This is a genomic window from Xanthomonas hortorum (genome assembly GCF_040279205.1).
In the GTDB taxonomy this organism is placed as follows: Bacteria; Pseudomonadota; Gammaproteobacteria; order Xanthomonadales; family Xanthomonadaceae; genus Xanthomonas; species Xanthomonas hortorum_F.
Genome location: NZ_JBEOLS010000044.1, coordinates 1 through 19,929, shown reverse-complemented (window position 1 = coordinate 19,929; position 19,929 = coordinate 1). Strand labels below are relative to the sequence as shown.

The window sequence follows — 19,929 nt, the reverse complement described above, 5'->3', positions numbered from 1 at the left end:
CTGTAGCACGCAGCCGTGCACGGTGGCGCTGCGCCCCCTCCCCCGCCATCAAAGCATGTCCCACTGCATCGACAGGTAGTAGCTGCGACCGGTAACGCCAGTCATCTGCCAACGGCTGGTGATGTCCTTGTAGGCCTCTTCGGTGCGGTTGGTGAGATTCAGGCCGCCCAGCTGGAAGCTCAACTTGTCGTTGACCTGATAGCCGAGCACCGCATCCAGCTGCGTGCGCGCCTTCATGGTGTGGCCTTCGCGCGCGAAGAAGCTGTCGCTGCTGTCCTGCTCGTACTCGCTGCGATGGTTGAGCGAGACGCGTGCCGAATAATGCTGGCTTTCCCAGTATGCGGTGGCGTTCCAGGTCTGCTCGGACAGATTGCGGATCTGGAATGCCGTATCGCGCTGCGGAATCACCCGGGTGAAGTTGGAGGTCACACCGAAGCCATCAATCGGCAGCCACGCATCCAGCGACTGCGTCCAGCCCAGCTCGTAACCGCGGATCTTGACCTTGCTCGGATCGTTGGTGGTGGCGGTGATCTCGTAGATGTTGCCGCCGCCGTCCACGCAGTCGCCGGCCGCATTACTGGACAGTGCGGTGCCGTTGAACGCGCCCGGGCAGACGATGCTGTTGAAGGTGCCGTTCTTGATGTTCTTCCAGAACCCGGCAACGGTCAGCGCGCCACCGTTACCGTAGTACCACTCCAGGCTCAGGTCGGCCTGGTCGGCGGTCAATGCCTTCAGATCGGTCTGGCCCTGGGTGACGATGAACGTGGTGGTGCCGCCGGTATTGGTGCCGGTGGAGATCGTCGAAGCGATGGCGGTATTGCTGTCCAGGATCGGCCGCACCAGCACCTTGGCGGCGGCAAAGCGCAGCAGCAGGTCCTCGCGCATGTCCAGCACCAGATTCAGGCTGGGCAACCAGTTGGAATAGTCGTACGGCGCGCGCGCGGTACCGATCACCACGTTGGCGTCGTCGCTGGCTGCCTGCGCCTGGGTGAGATAGGTGTCGGTGGTGCGTTTGGTGTTTTCATACCGCATGCCCACGTTGCCGCGCAGGCGCATGCTGCCGATGTCGGTATCGATGCGGGCCATTGCATAGGCCGATGAAATGTCGTTCTCGATGCTGTAGCTGCTCTGCGGGGCGAACAGCACCGGCACGGTGATGCCGGCAGCCGCCAGCGAGCGCGCGTAGGCCGCGATGTCCGGGGTGACCCAGCTGTCCTGCGAGGCGAGTTGTCCGTCGAGGAAGTTGCTCACCGTGCTGTTGGCGGCCGACAGTTCCGGGAACATGTCGAAGCCCGACACGGCACCGGTCCTGAGCAAATACAGAAAATCGCGCCGGCGCACATCGCGGTCGAAGGTTTCGCGGCGGTATTTGGCACCGAAGCGCACTGCGTTCAACGCCCCCAGGTCCAGATAACGCTCGGCATCCAGTTGCAACGACCATTCCTTGTTGCTGAGCGACTGGATGCCGCCATTGGGATATTCGCTACGCACCAGATTGGCCTTGTCCCAGGCGCTGGCATCGGTGGCGTCGGCATCGGTGATCAGCGAAATCGCATCCGGATTCGAGGTGTCCAGCAACGTCGAGGTCGGCTTGCGGCCCAGGATCGCCGCGCGCTCGTTTTCGTCGGTCTTGCCTTCGGTGTAATTGGCCGCGCCACTCAAGGTCCAGGCATCGCCCTTCCACTTGAAGTCGTAGGTCAGCAGCCGCGTGGACAGATCGTGCTGTTCGATCTGGCGGTTGTTTTCCAGCCAGTAGTCCGACGCCGACACCTGCGTGGCGGTGAGCCCATTGGTCTGCAACACGGTCAGCGGGTTGCGCTCGAACGAGTACACCAGCTGGTTCATGTCGTTGGCGGTCTTGTCCTGCGAATACAGCGCAGTGAGGTTCATTTCCAGACTGTCGCTGGGCTTCCACTGCAGCCCGCCGTTGAACATCTTGCGGGTGGTTTCGCGCTCGATCGAGCGGTAGCGCGGGCGGCGCGGAATGTACAAGGTGCCGGCGTCGGTTTGCTGCGTATACCAGCGGTCGATCCACAGATAATCGGCGCGATCCTTGAGCTTCTGATACCCGGCGCTGAGGAATACGCCCAGATCGCCGCCACCGAATTTGAACTGGTCGATATAGGTCAGCACGCCTTTGGGCGTGGGCGCACCGCCGGCAAATTCAGCGTATTGCGCCTTGGCCGAAAACAGCAGCTTGGTCTGCTTGTAGTCCAGCGGTTTGGTAGTGTTGATGTTGACCGTGCCGGACAAGCCACCGGCATCCATGTCGGCCGACGGCGACTTGATCACCTCGATCCCGGCGGCCACTTCCGGCTGGATGATGTCGTAGCGGAAGCCATCGGTGAAATCGGCGCTCTTGATCACCTGACCGTTGATGATGGTGGCCGAATACTGCGGCCCCAGGCCACGCACGCTGATGGTGGAACCGCGCCCGTTGATGGTGGAGATCTGCACGCCGGGAATGCGCTGGATCGCCTCGGCGATGTTCTCGGCAGGGAACTTGCCGATGTCCTGCGCCGAGATGCCATCGGTCATGCGCACGTCGTCGCGCTTGTTGTCCATCGCGGTGATCAGGCTCTTCTGGTACGAACTGGTGACCTTGACCGTATCGAGCTGGGAAATCTGCGCAGCGTCTGCAGGCGGCGACTCCTGCGCCTGCGCGCTGGCGCCGCAGGCAAGCAGCGACAGCGCGATGGCGATGGACAGCGAGGAAGGCGAACAACAACGCAACGAGGCACGCGAGACAGGTGACATGGGAGATCCTGAGGTGGAATGGCTGGACGACGACGCGACTGGCATTCCGATCGATCAGCGATGATAGATCCCGGCGTTGGGCAACCCACCCACACGCGCACAGGCCCCCAGTCCCGGACATACGGGACCGCCTGCGATCTGTTGTTTGAGAAACACCCCGTACGGCCCCCCGTGGGTGCCGATGCCGCCTCCCTCCCAGGACGGACATCGCGTGCTATTGCTGATCAACGGCCCTGACTGGCAAATACCAATTCAGTGGATTTGATTCTTATGGTCTTTAAAAGATTCTGTCAACAGTCACTGTCGAAAGCGTTTGATCGCTCCTCGTGACTAGAGCCAAGTCCTTTACCCAGGGGTTTTTGTGGATGCGCTCAGGATCATTCGGGTGCATCCCGGGTATCGTTGTCACAGGACCAGTCAATGACCAATTCGCTATTACCAGACCAATTTTGTTCCAGGCGACTGTGCCAGACGTACCGCATTCGCTGGAAGCTGCGTCACAGTCCATATTCAGGCGTTCCTGCGTGTCGAAAGCGGCGTCAATGTCTCACCAACGCAACCAGCTGACTGTTGCAATGACTACAGGCGGCGCTACGCCGACAACGTTGTCAGCAGGCTAGCTATGCGCGCCATCAAATCGGCCTGGACGAAGCAACAAGCCATCACGCATGCACGCTAATGGTGCAGAAGACAGCCTACCTGGCGCGCAGCCCGCAAAGCCGCGCTCAGCGCAATTGCCCCTGATCGATGCGCAACAACGTGCGCTCAGGCGTGGCGGCAAAGCCCAGCAGTTGCAGGCCCACGCCCAACACCGCGTCCTGACCGGGATCGACGCGCGACTGCAGCTGCCAGCGTCCGTCGCGCCACAGTTGCAGCTGCGCGTTTGCCTGCACGCCTGCAGGCAGCGCGGCGTCCGGCAGCAGTGTCAGCACCGCCGTGTCATCCACGCACACCGGTTGCCCGGATAACCGCAGCGGCGGCAGGCCCGGCAGCTCGCCCGCCCCACTCGGCAGCAGTTGCAGGCTGACCCGCCCGCGTGCGTGCACGCAGCGGGTGGCATCGAACAGCAGCTCGACCTGCTGCAGTTCCAATGCCAGATCGATCAAGGTCATCCCAGCAGGCTGGCGTACCAACAACTGCCCCTGCGCATCGCGAATGCCGTGTTGCGTGCCATCCACCAGCAGAACTTGCAGCTGCGTGGCCTGCAGGTGCACCTGGCGCTCGCCACGCAACAACGGCCAGACGCGTGGCCGCACCGCGACATCGCCGAATGCGATGCCCTGCCATTGCACCTGCCGCAACTTACCGGCCCACACCGGCCCATCCACTTCCAGCACCGAAAACGGCAGCCCCTCGCGTGGCAGCACCAGGCGCAGTGGCAGCCATGCCAGTAGCGCGACCAACAGCATCAGCAGAAATACCAGGATCCAACGCGTGCGCGTCACGGTGCGGGCTCCGCAAATCGGCAGCGTACGCGCAGTTGGCCCTGGTCGCGCACGATGCTCAGCTGCGTCGGTGCCAGGCCATGCGCTTGCCGCAGCCGTTCCAGCCAGGCGAACAAGGTGGTGGCGCTCACCGCATCGATCTGCACCTCCAACCGGCCCGAAGCGCTGCGCTGTTGCGAGGTGATGCCGACACCGGCATCGCGTGCGCTGCTTGCGATGATGTCCGCCAGCGCGGCTTTGCCCGGTGCGGTGGGGCGCTTGGTTGCCGACTTCTGCGCAGACGCATCGAGTACCAACTGCGCCGCATTTGCATAGCGCGCTTGTGCCTGCGCACGCCAGTGCCGCAGTGGCATGTAGAGCGCATACCACCCGACGAACGCGGCCACTGCGGCGCACATCACGCCCAGCATCACCCGTTCGCGTGGCGCACGTGTCTGCCACCATTGCTGGCCGCGTTGCAAACCTCCATTCATCGCAGCGGCTCCATTACGAACGGCGTGCGCATGCGATCGTCTTCGCTCTGGCTGGTGCCTGGTTGCACTTTCCATCCGGCCTCTGCCAGCCGCGCGGAAAACTGCTGCACGCTGGCGGCATCGGTATGCAGCAGTGTGGCCCGCAACGGCTGTGCGGATTGATAGTCGAGCTGATCCAGTTCGGCAGCGGGAATCGCATCGACTGCGGCGAACAAGGTGCCGAGCTGCACCGCCAGGGTATCGACCGCCGCACCCGCATGCCGACGTGCCTGCAGCGCTGCCGGTATCGCCGCTGTGTCGTGCACGCCCAACTGTGCGGCGGCGCGCGACTGCAGCATGCGCACGCCGATCTCGTAGCGCAGTGTCTGCGCCAGCATCAGCAGCAGTGGCGACAGCAACACCAGCGCGGCCAATGCCGCAAGACGACGCGGCGTGACCATCTGCGCGGTGGCCGGCTTTGCGGCGAATGCCTGCTGCAGCAGATTGATCGGCGCGTGTGTGGCGCATCGCGCAAAGCAGGCGATCGCCAGCGCAGGATCAGGCGTTGGTGGCTGTACCGGTGCGCGCTCGCCCAGCAGCATGCGTGCAACCTCGGGCTCTAGGCTGCAGGCCAGGCCTGCGGCACGGATCAGCCAACGGCCATCCCAGTCCATCACTGCCGCCGCACCGTCAGCGCCAGGTTCCAGCAGCAGACAGTCGGGCACCACGGCATCGGGGACGACGCCTAGCTGCGCTGCGCGCGCCAGCCACTGCTGCATCACCGCGCTCTCCACCGCAGCCACCAGGCGCGTACCATCGGCTTCGGCAGTCTTGGCGATCACCACATGCAAGGTCTGCGTCTCCACGGCCAGATGGTCGGCCAGTTGCAGGCGTGCGGCGGCTATCGATTGCGCGGTGCTGCGGCCAGGCAATTTCAGCCAGCGCAACTGCACGTCCACGCCCGGCACCAGCAGCACGCAGCGTGCAGACGCTTCGAACGGCGCGCTGGCTGCGCGTTGCGACAGCACCTGGCCATGCGCATCCACACGCACGGCGATAGCCTGCGCAGTGGCATCGGTGGTCAGCAACAGCAAGGTGGTACTCATTCGTCGGAACTCCATTGGCGTGCCACCAGCCGCACGCGCCCCGCAGGGTCTTGTTGCAGCAAGGCATCCAGCATCACCTGCGCGCCTGCATGGTCGACCTGGCTGTAGAGGGAGAAATAACGGGTGCGTAGTTCGATCTGTTCCAGCACTGCATTGGAAGGCTCGGCCTGGATCAGCGCAGGCAGGCTCAGGAACGTCCTGGCATCGCGCCATCCTCCGGCAGGCCGCGCGGCAATCACGCGTCGCGCAGCCGGCAATTCCAGCGCGCCTTCGGTCAGCGCCACCAGCACCGGCGCATCGTCCAGGCCTAGCGTATTGATATTGATCGGCGACAAGCGCCCTTCCGGCCATGCGCAGACATACGGCCGCAACTGCGCGATGACCTGCGGGGTATAGCCGACGATGGCGCGCAGTTCGCTGACGCCCGCCAACAAGGTTGCAGCGGTGCGTAGCGGCGCCGCCGATTGCAGATAGCGATCGTCTTCAGCGCCTTGCGCACCGGGCCGGCTGTCGCTGTCGATCCAGTCCACCAGCGCATCGCTCAAGGCCTGCGCCTGTTGCGGCGCGATGCCGAGTACCTGCAGCAACGCGATGTATTGGCGTGCGCCCTCGTCGTTGCGTTGCCATTGCTCGGGAGCACCGGCGACCACACTGTTGAGATTGAAGCAGCCGCCGCGGTCGCGCAGACGCACGCTCACCGCGCCGTCGTCCAGCGGGAAGGTGATCGGTTGATCGTTCCAGCCGCCCTCCAGCGTGGTGCGCATCGGGTCGCGCCTGGCCAATGCCTGCAGACGTTGCCGCGCAATGGTTTCGGTGCCCAGCGCGTACCACTGCGCCTGCGTCATCGCCTCGCCATTGCCGCTACGACGCAGACCGAAGCGCAGATCGTCCAGCACCGCCACCATCAGCAGCGTCATCACTGCGACCAGCAGCAACACCGTCAGCAGTGCGACGCCGCGTTGCTGCGTACCTGCGTTCAAAGCTTTCACCCGCGCCCCTCCGGCAGCACGAACAGCTGACGCACGCGGCCCCATTGCTCCAGGTCCAGCTCCAGCGAGATCGCATCCGGCAGTGCCTCGAGCCCGCCGCTCCAGCCATCGCTCCACTGCGCGCGATAGTGAAACCCCACCACCGCCGAGCGCACGCCACGCAGCACCACCTGCGGCGTGCCGGCAACTGCGCCATCGAGTGCGGGGCGTGCACTGCGCTCGAGGCGTCCATCGACCACGCGGTACTCCACATACTGCAACGACGCACGCGGCGCCTGATCCGGGTTGCTCCAACCGCGCCGCACAAAACCGAACAAGGGCCCGGGCGCACCGGGCGGACTTGCGACGAACGCGGTGCGTGCAGCACTGCCCTCGCTGTTACGCGTGCGCCGCACAGCGGCCTGCTGCAAATCGCTACGCAGCAGACCATGCGCAAGTTGAAACTCGCGAATCTGCTGCAGGCGCGCACGTACCGCATCGCGCTGATCGATGCTCTGTCGCATCACCACCACTGCCGCGACCGCCACCAGTGCGAACACCGCCAGTGCGACCAGCAGCTCGATCAAGGTGAAGCCGGCACTGCCACGGGTGCACAGTGCGGCACGACGTGCGCGGATCATTCGGCGCTCCGCAAGACGCTGAGGCTGGCGATTTCCTGCGCCTGGGCTGCGGCCCGCACCTGCACCTGGATCCGCACAATGCCTGCGCCGCCGGCCGGCATCGACTTTCGCTGCCAGTCCCACCTGCGGCCACCCAAGGTCTCTTGCCCATTCGCCGGTGCCAGCGCTGTGGCCGTGGGCGCGAGCATCGCTTCGATTGCCTGATTCTCTGCAACCACCGCAGCCAACGCACGCTCTTCCAGCACCACGGCAGTGCGCGTGCTTTCGCCGGACAAATTCAGCAAGCCAACCACGGCCATGCCGAAGATCGCCAGCGCGACCATCAGTTCGAGCAGCGAGAATCCAGCGCTGTCATGGCGATTAGCGTTGTGGCGCATCGACCCGCACCACGCCGGCTGCATCCACCAGGACCTGCACCTGTTGTTGGCCTTGGGCCAGCGCGATGCGTTGCGGCGTGGCCGCGCCGGTAGGATCGAAACGCACGCTCACTTGGGTGCCGCCAACCGGCAACGCGGTCTGCACGCCAGCTGGCCAACGCAGTGCGGCGAAAGGTTTTTCATCCAGTGGCACCCAACGCTGCTGCGCCTGACGTCGGAATGCATATCCACCCGCATCGACAGTCACCTCGACCATGCGCAGGCTCAGGATCGCCTCGTCGCGTGCGTGCAGCAGGGCGCTGGCCAACGCATCGGCCTGGTCGTGCAGATCGCGCCGTGTATCGGGCAAGGTCATCACCACCAAGGTGCTGGCGAGTGCGGTGATCACCAGCACCGCGAGCAGTTCGAGCAAGGTGAAGCCGCGCGTGCGCGCAGGCGACATGCGCACCGGTGATTGTCTTGCAGTGGCCGTTTGCGCGAGCACCGTTGCAACTCAGCGCCAGTTGCCGATATCGGCATTGTCGGCGTCGCCGCCTTCCACGCCATCGGCGCCGAACGAGTACACATCGAAGCCACCACTACGGCCCGGGCGACGGTACTGATACGCATGGCCCCACGGATCTTCCGGCAGGCGACGGATATAGCCACCCTGGCGATACCGCTCCGGCCGGGTCAATCCGCTCGGCGCGTTGAGCAGTGCCTGCAAGCCCTGCTCGGTGCTCGGGTAGCCGAGGTTGTCCAGGCGATAGGTTTCCAGCGCCTGCTCCAGCACCGCCACGTCGGCACGCGCTTTTTCCACCATGGCGCGGTCCTGGCTGGGCATCACGTTGATCATCACCACGGTGGCAAGCAGGCCGATGATGACGATCACCACCATCAACTCGACCAGGGTGAAGCCGCGCATGCGCCCGCACGATGTGAGCGAGCCGAAGCGTGCGCGAGGATGGATGGACTGCATGAGGATCTCCAAGGATAGGCGGCCGCGCTCAACCAAGCGCGAGGGTGTTGAATTGCAGGATGGGCAGCAGGATCGACAGCACGATCACCGCCACCACGCCGCCAAGCAGCACAATGATGGCCGGCTCCAGCAGGCTCATCGCCGCGGTGGTGAACGACTCGAATTCGCGCTCCAGATAATCGGCGGCGCGTTCCAGCATCGGCGCCAGGCGCCCGCTGTTTTCGCCGCTGGAGGCCATGTACAACAGCGTCGGTGGAAACACGCCCGCCCGCTTCATCGCCGCGGCCAGGCTGCCGCCCTCACGAATCGCGGTGACCATGTTGTCGGTGGCCAGCCGCAATGCGCGGTTGTCGACGGTGCGCGCGGCGATCATCAAACCTTCCATCAACGGCAGCCCGCTGTTGACCATGATGGCCAGGGTGCGCGCCATGCGTGCGGCATGCAGATCGCGGATCAACCGGCCGAGCAAGGGCGCACGCAGCACCGCGCGGTCGGCGGCCAGGCGCAGCTCCGGGCGCTTGAGCAGCCGCAGCGCCGCGATCACCGCAATGACCAATGCCACCAGCAACGGAATGCCCGCATGCAACAGAAAGTTCGACACGCCAATCACCATGCGCGTCAGCAACGGTAACGCACGCCCCATCGAATCGAACTGGTCCACCACCTTGGGCACCACGAAGGTCATCAGCACGATCACCACCGCACCGGCGGTCAACGCCAACGCCGCCGGATAGACCAATGCAGACTGCAGCTTGCTGCGCACCTGCGCCTGCCGCTCCAACAGATCCGCCAACCGCTCCAGCACCTGCGGCAACGCACCGGCGCTTTCGCCCGCGGCCACCATCGCGCGATACAACGGCGGAAACGCGTTGCCCTGGCGTGTCATCGCATCGGACAGGCGAAAGCCTTCGACCACCAGCCCGTGCGTCTGGCTGGTCACCCGGCGCACGCCGCGCCGCTCGGATTGCGTGCCGATGGTGCGCAGCGCTTCTTCCAGCGGTGCGGTTTCCACCAGCGTGGCAAGTTGCCGGGTGAACAGCACCAGATCCTTGCCGCTGAAACGCGCCGGACGCACGCTGCTGGGCGCCACCGCCGCCTCCACGCGTACCGGCACCCACTGCCGCTGCTCCAGTTGCGCACGCGCAGCCTGCACCGTATCCGCGCTGATCACGCCCTGGCGGCTGTGTCCGTGCAGATCGAGCACGGTGTAATCAAACCGTGGCATGCGCATCGTCCTGTTGGCGGGTGACGCGCAGCGCTTCTTCCAGCGTGGTGAGGCCTTGCAGCACCGCCGCGCGCGCGGCATCGCCCAGGCGCGCTGCGCGTGCGAAGGCCGCTGCAGCCAGGGCATCTTCGTCGGCGTTGTCGCCGATCAGGCGGCGCATCGCGTCGTCCACCGCGATGGCTTCGTAGATGCCCACGCGCCCGGCATAACCGCTGTGGTGGCAGGCCGCGCAGCCCACGGCGCCATAGATGGTTGCATCGTCAGGCGCCTGCAACATCTGCCGCGTGTTGGCATCCAGCGGGCGCGGTGTGCGGCACTGCGTGCACAGGCGACGGACCAGGCGCTGCGCCAGAATCAGCCGCAGGCTCGACGCGAGCAGGAACGGTTCGATGCCCATGTCGCGCAGCCGCGTGACTGCGCCCACCGCATCGTTGGTGTGCACGGTGGACAGCACCAGGTGGCCGGTGAGGCTGGCCTGCACGGCAATCTGCGCGGTCTCGGTATCGCGGATCTCGCCGATCATCACCACGTCCGGGTCCTGCCGCAGGATTGCGCGCAAGCCGGCCGCAAACGTCATGCCCACGCGCGCGTTGACCTGGGTCTGGCCAACACCATCAATGGCGTATTCCACCGGGTCTTCCACCGTGAGGATATTGCGCGAGCCATCGTTGAGCAGGCTCAGCGCCGCATACAGCGTGGTGGTCTTGCCCGAGCCGGTCGGGCCAGTGACCAGCACGATGCCGTTGGGCACCTGCAAGGCGCGCTGCACGGTGTGCATTACCGCCGGCGGCATGCCCAACTGCGCCAACGACAGCGTGCCCTGCTCCTTGTCCAGGATGCGCAGCACCACGCGCTCGCTGCTGCGCGTAGGCAGTGTGGAGACACGTACATCCAACGCTTTGGCGCCCATCACCAAAGAAACGCGGCCATCTTGCGGAATGCGTTTTTCGGCGATATCCAGGCGTGCCATCACCTTCACGCGCGACACCAGCAGCGGGGCGATGCGTCCGGGCAGCGTGGCCGCTTCGCGCATCACGCCATCCACGCGCAAGCGCACGCGCAAGCGCGATTCGTACGATTCCAGATGCACGTCCGAGGCGCCCAGGCGCGCGGCTTCGGCAATGATGCCGTTGATCAAACGGATGATCGGCGCATCGTCCTGGCTGTCGAGCAGATCGGCAGTGGGGATATCGTCGATCAACGAATCCAGGCTGCCGTGCAGATCCAGCGCCTCCACCTGCACGCCCTGCTCCATGCCGGCATCGGCGTAGATCTCCGACACATGTCGGTCAAACACCGATGGCGCCAAGGTGCGTACCTGCAACGGCAGCCCGAGCGCACGCCGCAGCTCGATCAAGGCCTGCACATCGCCACCTTCGCGCAGGCCGATCTGCGCAGCGCTGTCGCTACCGAGCAGCACCACGCCGTGGCGCTTGGCAAACGCGTAGGAAATGCTGGCGCGCGCGGTGTTCATGGCATCAGCGCTGCAAAGGACGTGCGCTGGGCGCAGGCGTGGGTGCTAGTGCTGGTGCTGGTGGCGGTGCTGGCGCCACCGATGATGGCCCGGCCGGCAACTGCGGCGGCGGTGCACGCAGATAGTCGCGCACCAGTGCATCGAGCGCGGCTTCCGGATCGCCGTCGGCCAACTGGCGGTCGCGCAGATAGTTGTAGCGCGGCGCGGTCATGCGCTGCGCATCGGCCGCATCGCGGATGATGGTCGGGCGAATGAACACCATCAGATTGGTCTTGTCGCGATTGCGCGATTTATGCCTGAACAATGCGCCCAGGCCGGGCACATCGCCGAGCAACGGCACCTTTTCCACCGTCTGGCGGTCGTTCTGATCGAGCAGTCCACCCAGCGCGACGATGGCGCCGTTTTCCACCACCACGCGGGTTTCGATCTGGCGCTTGTTGAATACCAGCTCCGACGACTGCGTGCTGACCGGCCCGGCAATCGCCGAGACTTCCTGCTTGATCGCCAGGGTGATGCCGCCGGCGGTATTGATCTGCGGGCGCACTTCCAGCTGCACGCCCACGTCCTGGCGCTGGATGGTGCGGAACGGGTTGTCGTTGGCCGCGCCCAGCACTTCGCCGGTGGTGATCGGCACTTCTTGGCCGACCAGGATGCGCGCCTGCTCGTTGTCCAGCGTCATGATCGACGGTGTGGACAACAGGTTGGAGCCGGTGTCGCTCTTGACCGCATCGATGATCATGCCGAACACCGCATCATTGCTTTGCCCGGCCAGGCCGATCAATCCACCGCTCAACCCCAGCAACGATTGCGCGGCCACATTGCGCGCCTGCTCCAGCACCGAATCTTCCTCGCCATTGTTGCTGCGCGTGCCGGCAGCCGCAGCGGCCAGCGGCACGATGCCCGGCGCTGCACCACTGTATTGCGTGGCGATCAACGGCACGGTGCCATTGCGACCGGCCAGCAGCAGCTGCACGCCCAGGCGCTTGGCGGCGGTGTCGGAGATCTCTACCACAATCGCTTCGACCAGGACCTGCTCGCGATGCACGTCCAGTTGCCGGATCACATCCATCAAGGCGCGCTGGGTTTCCGGGTCGGCATTGATGATCAAGGCATTGGAGCCTGGGTAACGCACGATCACCGGGCGCTTGCCGGCAGCCGGTGCAATCACCTGCGTCTGTGCACCACCGGCAGCGGCTGCCACATCCACGGCAGTCGGGCGCGCATCCTGCCCAGGCTGCGCGTCATTGCCTGGCGTCTGCCCGACCAGCTGCTGCAACACGGGCAGCAATTGCTCGGCACTGGCGTGTTGCAGACGCACCACGCTGACATCGCCGCGGCGCTCTGCGCGTCCGTCCAGATCCACCGCGGTGCGCACCACGCGCTGCACCAGCGCCGGATCGCCGCGCACGATCAGCGAATTACTGCTTTCCACCGGCAACACCGACAGCACATTGCTGCGCTCGCCAGCCTGCCCGAACAGCGAGGTCAGCGTGCGCGCCAGTTCCTGCGCCGAGCTATTGCGCAAGGTCACCGTGTCGATCGCCGCGCGGTCGGTGTCGATCTGCGCGACCAGGCCACGCACGCGGCGCAGATTGTCGGCGTAGTCGGCAATCAGCAGGCTATTGCCTTGCGGCATCGCCATGATCACGCCTCCGCGCCCAATCAACGGCTTGAGGATCTCCGCGGCGCTGCGTGCATCCACGCGCTGCAGGGTGAACACCTGCGTGGCAAATCCCAGGTTGCCGTTGGCTGCGCTGCCAGGCTGTTGCGCTGCGGTGTCGTCGGGAATGATGCGATAGGTCGAAGGACCACTGGACACCGCGATCAAGCCATTGGCACGCAACACCGCCAGCAGCATGCCAAGCAAATCCTCTTCCGACATCGCCTGCGCACGCGCCACATTGACGGTGCCCTGCACGCGCGTGTCCACGATAAAGGTGATGCCGGTGGCACGCGACACATCCTGGATGAAGGCGCGCAGGTCCACATCTTGTAAACGCACGGCCGGCGCATCGGCGGCATGCAGCGACACCATCGGCACGGCCGGCAGTGCGAACAACAACGTGGCTGAAAGCAGCCATATAGGGCGAACAGCAGTCATTGCGGGCGCTTCAAGGTCATGGTGTGGGTCTGGCCGTCGCGGCGGTAGGTCAGCGTGGCCGCCTGGCCATCGCGCAGTTCGTCCTGCAGCTCGCGCAGGTGTTCGGCATCGAGCGTGCGGCCATTGATTTGAGTCAGCACATCGCCCGGTGCCAGGCCGGCCTGGCGCAGCAATGCGCCATCGCCGCGCGGCATCACGGTGAAGCCGCTGCCATCCGTACTTGCACGCAGGCCGGCGGTCGTCAGCAGTTGTTGCGGGTCAACGGCCGTGGCTGCGGCCACGCCAGCCACTGTGCCGACATTCGACATCACCGCAGGTACCGCGTTTGTCGCCGCTGTCGCGCTCGCTGCAGGCGATGCACTCGACGCCGCCGCCGTGGATTCCACCAACGCCAGACGCCGCACGCCGTTGCTTGCACGCAGCAACACGTGATCGCTCGCGATCGCGTGCACCACCACGCCAGGCACCACGGCATCGCCAACGCGATACGCGCCTTGCTTGCCATCGCCATTGCTCAAAAACGCGGCCGCTTGCGTACCGCCTGCGCGTACCCCATGCAACACGATGCCGTCGCTGTTGCTCTCGGGCACACTGCGATAGAACACATCGCGGCGCAGTGCGGGCAGATCCGCATTAGTTACCGTGGCGACCTGGCCAGTGCCCAACGGCCCGATCGGTGTGATCAACACCCACAGCAAGCGCGCGCACTGCAGCGCCAACACCGCAAGCAGCACGCAGGCCACCGCAGTGCGAACACCACGCAGCGTCATCACGGGTTTCAAGGAGGGCAAAGCGCGCTGCAAAGCGGACATCCGTCTCAGGATTGCGGTCGGATGACAGAATGCGGCAGCAATGTGTCAGTTCGAAGAAACCGATGACACATGCCGACACACGGCGACACACCATCAAACGCAAAACGCCCGCCATGCGATGCATAGCGGGCGTTTGCGTGACAGCAGCACGCGTTGGATCAGAAGCGCGCTGTCACACTCAGGTCATACGTCACGCCGGGCTGGTACTCGTACAGGTCCACCCGGTTGCTGCCCAGGCTCTGGTATTCCTGATACTTGGTCTTGAGCAGATTGCGTGCCGCAAAGTTCAGCGACAGCGTATTGCCCGACCACACCAGACCCTTCTTGATCACCAGATCCAGCGAGGTGCCCGGCTTGTCGATGTAATCCGGTTGTCCCGGGCGGCCACGCGCCGACACCCGCTCGCCGACATAGTTGGCGATCAACGTGGCCTGGCTGTGGGTGCTTTCGCTTTCCACACCGATCTGCAGGTTGGCGATGTCGTCGGACTGCCCCTGCAAGGCCGAGCCATCGCGGATGAACAAGGTCGCCTGCACCGGCGCGGTGAAGCCGAACGGCTGCACGGTGTCGCCATCGCTGGCACTCACCTCCGACTTGGTGCGCGTGTAGTTGCCAGACACGAACACCCGGTTGTCGCCCCACCAGTCGCCCGCGATCGGCAGGTCCAGATACTTCTTTGCTTCCAGCTCGACGCCGTACAGCGTGGCTTTGGGCGCATTGATGAAGCTCTGCACGATGCCGCCGCCGGGCGCATCGTTGACGATGGCTTCGATCGGCTTGTCGATGCTCTTGTAGAACGCGCCGACGGTGAAATACTCGCCCGGCTCGAAGAACCACTCGTAGCGCGCGTCCAGGTTGACCAGCTCGCTATCGACCAGGAACGGGTTGCCGAAGAACTGGCGGTCGATATCCGGGTCCAGATACTGCTGCGGCGCCATCTCGCGAAACTGCGGGCGCGCGATGGTCTTGGACGCACCAAAGCGCAGCTGCTGGTTCTCGGCAAAGTTCCAGGTCACCGTGGCCGATGGCAGCGCGTAGCTGTTCTCCAGCGGTGCCACGCTGTCCTGGCGCACGCCAGTGAAGATGTCGTACGGATGCACCGCCTGGGTGGCGTCTTCGTAACGCACACCGACGGTGGCGCGCAGCGTCGGCACGATCTCGCCTTCGGCCTGCAGATACGCCGCCTTGACCTTCAAGGTCGCATCGTACGCGGCCGCACCGAAGCTGCCGGTGGTCTCGCGCAGGCGCAGCAGATCGTTGCTGAGGTTGAAATCGGAGATCAGGTAATCCACACGCTGGAACTGGTTGTAGAACGGCAGCGGGCCATCCAGCGCCAGGAAGCGGAATTCGCGGCTCCACGCCGTGCGGTCGTTGTCCAGATAAGCCAGACCACCCTTGACGGTCAGGTCGTGCTCGATCGGCAGGCGCCAGGTCACATCCACGCCACCGCTGGCCACCTTGTCGTCGACCTTGCTGAAACGGGTGTAGTTCTGCACGCGCGATGCATCGTGCGCCCAGTAGCCATCCAGCAACTCGTAACGAATGCCGGTTTCGTACGGCACATCGCGGCTGGCATTGGCCACTGCGGCACGCCATTCGATCTTGAGATCATCGTATTCGCCGAAGGCATGCGTACCGCGCAACTGGTTGTTGATCAGCTGGCGCTCGTACCATTCGGTGTTGTCGTCGCGCACATCGAACCCGGCCAGCTCATCGCGGCCGGCACGGCTACGCGCCACCTTCAAGGCGTCGTGCACATACAAGGTGGTCCAGCCGATGGTGTGGCGGCCGTATTCCCAACCCAGGCCCAGCATGCCGTTGGTGCGCACGTTGTTGCGGGTGGTGGCGAAGTCGTAGTTGGAATTGAACTCGACCGTATCGCCGACAAAGATGCCGTCCTGCTGCTTGCCGGTACGCGTGCGCCATTCGTTGTCGTAGCTGGCTACCGCAATGATGCCCAGCTTGGCTTCGCCCACATCCATGCTGTAGCCGGCGCTGCCGCCGACATTGACGTCCGGGGCGATGCTGTCCTTTTCCTGCAGCACGTACAGGTTGGCATTGTTCAAGCTGCGGCCGATGCTGCGGATGTCCTCGCGCGAGAAACTGCCCAGGTCGACGCGCCGGCCGCTCTGGATCGCATCGCGCAACGCGGCAGGCTGCTTGCGGGTGCCGTCGTCGTAGCCCCACTCGTCATCGCCGGAGCCGTAATAGGTCAGGCCTTTTTCGCCGGTGCTGACGCTATTGACGCCGCCGCCCACCGTAAGCGAGAGAAACGGTTTATCCGGCACCGTCATCGATTGCAGATCGATCACGCCGCCGCCGAATTCGCCCGGATAATCGGCCGAATAGGTTTTCTGCACGGTCACGCTGGCCAGCACATCGCTGGGAAACAGATCCAGCGGCACCACGCGCTGCATCGGCTCGGGGCTGGGCAAGGGCGAGCCGTTGAACAATGCCGACGAATAGCGTTCGCCCAGGCCGCGCACATACACATACTTGCCGCGCGACAGGCTCAGCCCGGTGACACGCGTCAGCGCCACCGCCGCGCTGCTGTCGCCGGTGCGCTCCATGTCCTCACGGGTGACGAACGATGCCACCTCCGAGGTCTGCAGCATCGGTTCGGGAATGTACTCGCCACGCACAACGACCTGGTCGAGTTGCTTGGGCGCACTGGTGGTGCTGGTACTGGTACTGGTACTGGCGCTGCCGCTGGCGGAGCCGGCATCGGTGGTGGTCGACTGAGCAAGCGCAGCGCCGGAAAACAGCAAGGTGGAAATGGAAAGAGACAGGCCCGTCCGCGAAAGACGGGCGACAGCGGAGGTTCGCATCGTGGGAGCCCTGGCAACTGAAAGATGAAGCTGGACGCATCACGCGGCGACCGTCGGGCCGCCGCGTGATGCTGTGCCTCAGCAGGGACGATCGGCGGTCAGACCGCAGGTCCAGCCCTGCCACCAGGTGTCGTTGGCATCACGCACGCCACCGATGTAGTTCACCTGCTGGAAGAAGCTGCTCACCCCGTTCAAGCCCTGGAACGCCGGCACGGCAGTCTCGTTGGCGCCATTGACGAAGGTGTTCTGCAACGTGGATACACCGTTGGCAACGTTGTTGGTACCGGCCGCAAACTGGGTGGCCGCACGCGCATCGCTGCCGAACGCAGTCGGGCAGGCGAAGAACACCGAATTGAAGGTACCGAGCGTGTCGGCATCGGCCAGGTTGAAGCACACCAGGCCATCGCCGGTGCCACCCGCCGGACGCGTGAACACCGAGTTGTAGAACGCGGCCTGCGTGCCCTGGTTGAGCATGATCGCCGCACCGGCGCGCGCATTGCCCACGTAGGTGAAGTTGGCCACCTTCGGACGCGAATACGGCTGGCGACGCAGGCTGCTCCACTCGTTCATGCGATCGCCGCCACCGGCGCGCTGCACCACGATGCCGAACTGCAAGGCGCCGTTCCAACCGGCATCGGTATCCAGCGAATCATCGTCGGCACCGGTGATCACCACATGGCTGCCATTGACCGACCCACCGAACCATTCGATGCCGTCGTCGGAGCTGTTGTGGATCTGCACGTAATCCAGACGCGTGCCGTTACCCACACCGGCCAGGGTGATGCCCTGCAGCTCGTTGTTGGGCGAGATTTCGAAGCCCGAATACATCACGCGCAGATAGCGCATGGAACCGCTGTTGTCGGTGACGCTATTACCACCGTAGAACGCGTTGGTGCCTTCCACCTGCGCCTGGCATTCCGGCGTACCTGACACGGTGGTGCCCGGGCAGTTGTTGATGGCCGCGCGGCCCAACACCACAATGCCGCCCCACAGGCCGATGGTGTTGGCGGTGACGGTGCCGTCCAGCGCCTGACGCGCGGTGAACACGATCGGTGCGGTCGCGCTGCCTTCGGCAAAGATCTGCGAGCCGCGATTGACCACGATGTAATCGCTACCCGACGAGCCGTACAAGGTCGTGCCCGGCTCGATCGTCAAGATGCCCTGCGCGCTGCCGGCAGCCGGTGCAATGGCATTGCCGCCGCGGTCGGTCCCCACGTTGACGCGGCCACTGATCGAATACGCAGTTCCTGCACGTGCCGGTACAACCAGATTGCCGGTGATGGTGTCCGGCAACTGGCAGGCGCGCAGCGTGTTGTTGGCGATGGTGCCGACATTGGAAAAACCGGTCGGGCAATCCGCAGCCGGGCCGGTCGGTGCCGGCGCAGGCGTCGGTGCCGGCGTGGGCGCCGGGGTCGGTGCAGGAGCGGGTGTCGGTGCGGGCGGAAACGCGCCCTCGCCAGGCGAAGCGACGCGATCGGCACCACCACCGCAGGCGGACAGCGCCAGTGCGGTACCAAACGTCATCAATAATGTCTTGCTGCTGTTGCGAACGGCCATGCGGCTGATCTCCAGGTCAAAAGGTCCGGTATGAAGAGGAGTCGTCAAGAATTGGTGGCGTTCCGCGCACTGCAGTGGCGAGCACGTTCAAGATCCCCGTCACTTTTATAGGGGCTATGTGTTGCATTTGTCTTACCGCGACACATTTGACATAAAGCTGCCACACGTTGGCATGCACTGTAGGGTGATGACATCGACCACTATTCCCGCCGCCCTGGGTGATTGGATCATTGCGCATGCAATGGCTGGCCAACCGCCCGAGCAAGCGCTACAACCGCTACTGGATCAGGGCTGGAACGAGCAGGACGCCATCGACGCGGTAGAAGCATTGCTGCGTGAGCACATCCAGCAACATGCAGTGACAAACAGCCTGCCGGTACCGGTGCGCGTGCCTGCGCTGTTGCAGGACAACGATGCCTCGCTGCTGGATCTGGGCGACCGCCAAGTGCGTGTACTGGTCAGCCTGCTGCTGCCGCGCGTGGTGGTGCTGGGTGATTTTCTGTCCGATGCCGAATGCGATGCCTTGATCGCACTGGCACAACCACGCCTGGCACGCTCGCGCACGGTGGACAACGACAATGGCGCGCAGATCGTGCACGCCGCGCGCACCAGTCACAGCATGTGTCTGCAACTGGGCCAGGACGCGTTATGCCAGCGCATCGAAGCGCGCATCGCACGCCTGCTCGATTGGCCGGTAGACCACGGCGAAGGATTACAGGTCTTGCGCTACGCCACCGGCGCGGAATATCAGCCGCACTACGATTATTTCGACCCAACCGCCGCCGGCACGCCGGTGTTGTTGCAGGCCGGCGGTCAACGCCTCGCATCGCTGGTGATGTATCTCAACACGCCCGAACGCGGCGGCGCCACGCGCTTTCCCGATGCACATCTGGACGTGGCCGCAGTCAAAGGCAACGCAGTATTTTTCAGCTACGACCGCCCGCATCCGATGACGCGCAGCCTGCATGCCGGCGCACCAGTATTGGCCGGCGAAAAGTGGGTCGCAACCAAGTGGTTGCGCGAACGCGCGGTGCGTTTGCCCTAGTCAGTCGAGCGCGCGGTGCCCTCACCGCTTGCGGGACACCGCACCAGACAGTTTGCTGGTTGCTTGAAAACATGCACACCGACCATCTCGACTGGCCCTTGCCCGCCCACCGTCGCGGGACCTTACGCGGCATGGATGCCGCGTAAGAGCCTACATGGACGTACTTGCGGCGTGTCCCGCGAC

The 19,929-nt window shown here is 64.6% G+C and carries 16 protein-coding genes; 1 reads left to right on the top strand and 15 read right to left on the bottom strand.

Translation table 11 applies throughout. From position 1 onward, the window contains the following. Positions 1-48: 48 nt before the first annotated feature. From ABS769_RS15900 to ABS769_RS15830, 15 genes are all read right to left on the bottom strand, one after another. Positions 49-2,757: a TonB-dependent receptor gene (locus ABS769_RS15900; RefSeq protein ID WP_317062302.1), complete on the bottom strand. Its 2,709-nt coding sequence runs from the start codon at positions 2,755-2,757 to the stop codon at positions 49-51. Between the two features lie 725 nt (positions 2,758-3,482). Then, the gene (gspN, locus tag ABS769_RS15895) at positions 3,483-4,166 is read right to left on the bottom strand and encodes a type II secretion system protein N (RefSeq protein WP_317062320.1); all 684 of its coding nucleotides are present in this window, start codon (positions 4,164-4,166) and stop codon (positions 3,483-3,485) included. Positions 4,167-4,198: 32 nt separating this feature from the next. Further along, the gene (gspM, locus tag ABS769_RS15890; protein ID WP_317062304.1) at positions 4,199-4,675 is read right to left on the bottom strand and encodes a type II secretion system protein GspM; all 477 of its coding nucleotides are present in this window, start codon (positions 4,673-4,675) and stop codon (positions 4,199-4,201) included. Continuing rightward, positions 4,672-5,760, bottom strand: a complete 1,089-nt coding sequence (gene gspL, locus ABS769_RS15885; protein WP_317062306.1) for a type II secretion system protein GspL — start codon at positions 5,758-5,760, stop codon at positions 4,672-4,674. Before gspL ends, gspM begins: the two co-directional genes overlap by 4 nt. Further along, positions 5,757-6,749: a type II secretion system minor pseudopilin GspK gene (gspK, locus tag ABS769_RS15880; RefSeq protein ID WP_317062307.1), complete on the bottom strand. Its 993-nt coding sequence runs from the start codon at positions 6,747-6,749 to the stop codon at positions 5,757-5,759. Before gspK ends, gspL begins: the two co-directional genes overlap by 4 nt. Next, positions 6,746-7,369 (bottom strand): type II secretion system minor pseudopilin GspJ, encoded by a 624-nt coding sequence (gene gspJ / locus ABS769_RS15875; RefSeq protein WP_317062308.1) that lies wholly within the window; start codon positions 7,367-7,369, stop codon positions 6,746-6,748. The genes gspK and gspJ overlap by 4 nt, the downstream gene beginning before the upstream one ends. Continuing rightward, complete coding sequence (gene gspI, locus ABS769_RS15870) at positions 7,366-7,746, bottom strand: type II secretion system minor pseudopilin GspI (protein ID WP_317062309.1); 381 nt, start codon at positions 7,744-7,746, stop codon at positions 7,366-7,368. Before gspI ends, gspJ begins: the two co-directional genes overlap by 4 nt. Next, entirely contained in the window at positions 7,730-8,188 is a 459-nt protein-coding gene (locus ABS769_RS15865) for a GspH/FimT family pseudopilin (RefSeq protein WP_430544175.1), read from the bottom strand. The genes gspI and ABS769_RS15865 overlap by 17 nt, the downstream gene beginning before the upstream one ends. Before the next feature lie 51 nt (positions 8,189-8,239). Beyond that, positions 8,240-8,704 (bottom strand): type II secretion system major pseudopilin GspG, encoded by a 465-nt coding sequence (gene gspG / locus ABS769_RS15860; RefSeq protein WP_317062311.1) that lies wholly within the window; start codon positions 8,702-8,704, stop codon positions 8,240-8,242. Between the two features lie 28 nt (positions 8,705-8,732). Beyond that, positions 8,733-9,929 (bottom strand): type II secretion system inner membrane protein GspF, encoded by a 1,197-nt coding sequence (gene gspF / locus ABS769_RS15855; protein WP_317062312.1) that lies wholly within the window; start codon positions 9,927-9,929, stop codon positions 8,733-8,735. After that, positions 9,916-11,403, bottom strand: a complete 1,488-nt coding sequence (gene gspE, locus ABS769_RS15850) for a type II secretion system ATPase GspE (RefSeq protein WP_317062313.1) — start codon at positions 11,401-11,403, stop codon at positions 9,916-9,918. The genes gspF and gspE overlap by 14 nt, the downstream gene beginning before the upstream one ends. Positions 11,404-11,407: 4 nt before the next feature. Next, positions 11,408-13,504 carry a type II secretion system secretin GspD gene (gspD, locus tag ABS769_RS15845; RefSeq protein WP_317062314.1) on the bottom strand — a complete coding sequence of 699 codons (2,097 nt, stop codon included), beginning with the start codon at positions 13,502-13,504 and terminating at the stop codon, positions 11,408-11,410. Continuing rightward, on the bottom strand, positions 13,501-14,316 hold the full coding sequence (locus tag ABS769_RS15840) for a type II secretion system protein N (protein WP_317062315.1): 816 nt from the start codon (positions 14,314-14,316) through the stop codon (positions 13,501-13,503). Before ABS769_RS15840 ends, gspD begins: the two co-directional genes overlap by 4 nt. Positions 14,317-14,474: 158 nt before the next feature. Beyond that, positions 14,475-17,144: a TonB-dependent receptor domain-containing protein gene (locus tag ABS769_RS15835; RefSeq protein ID WP_317062316.1), complete on the bottom strand. Its 2,670-nt coding sequence runs from the start codon at positions 17,142-17,144 to the stop codon at positions 14,475-14,477. Positions 17,145-17,222: 78 nt separating this feature from the next. Continuing rightward, positions 17,223-18,701: a hypothetical protein gene (locus ABS769_RS15830; protein ID WP_043889440.1), complete on the bottom strand. Its 1,479-nt coding sequence runs from the start codon at positions 18,699-18,701 to the stop codon at positions 17,223-17,225. A 187-nt stretch (positions 18,702-18,888) separates the two neighbouring features. On the opposite strand from ABS769_RS15830, the gene ABS769_RS15825 reads away from it, so the two are divergent. Beyond that, on the top strand, positions 18,889-19,746 hold the full coding sequence (locus tag ABS769_RS15825) for a 2OG-Fe(II) oxygenase (RefSeq protein WP_317062317.1): 858 nt from the start codon (positions 18,889-18,891) through the stop codon (positions 19,744-19,746). Positions 19,747-19,929 lie beyond the last annotated feature (183 nt).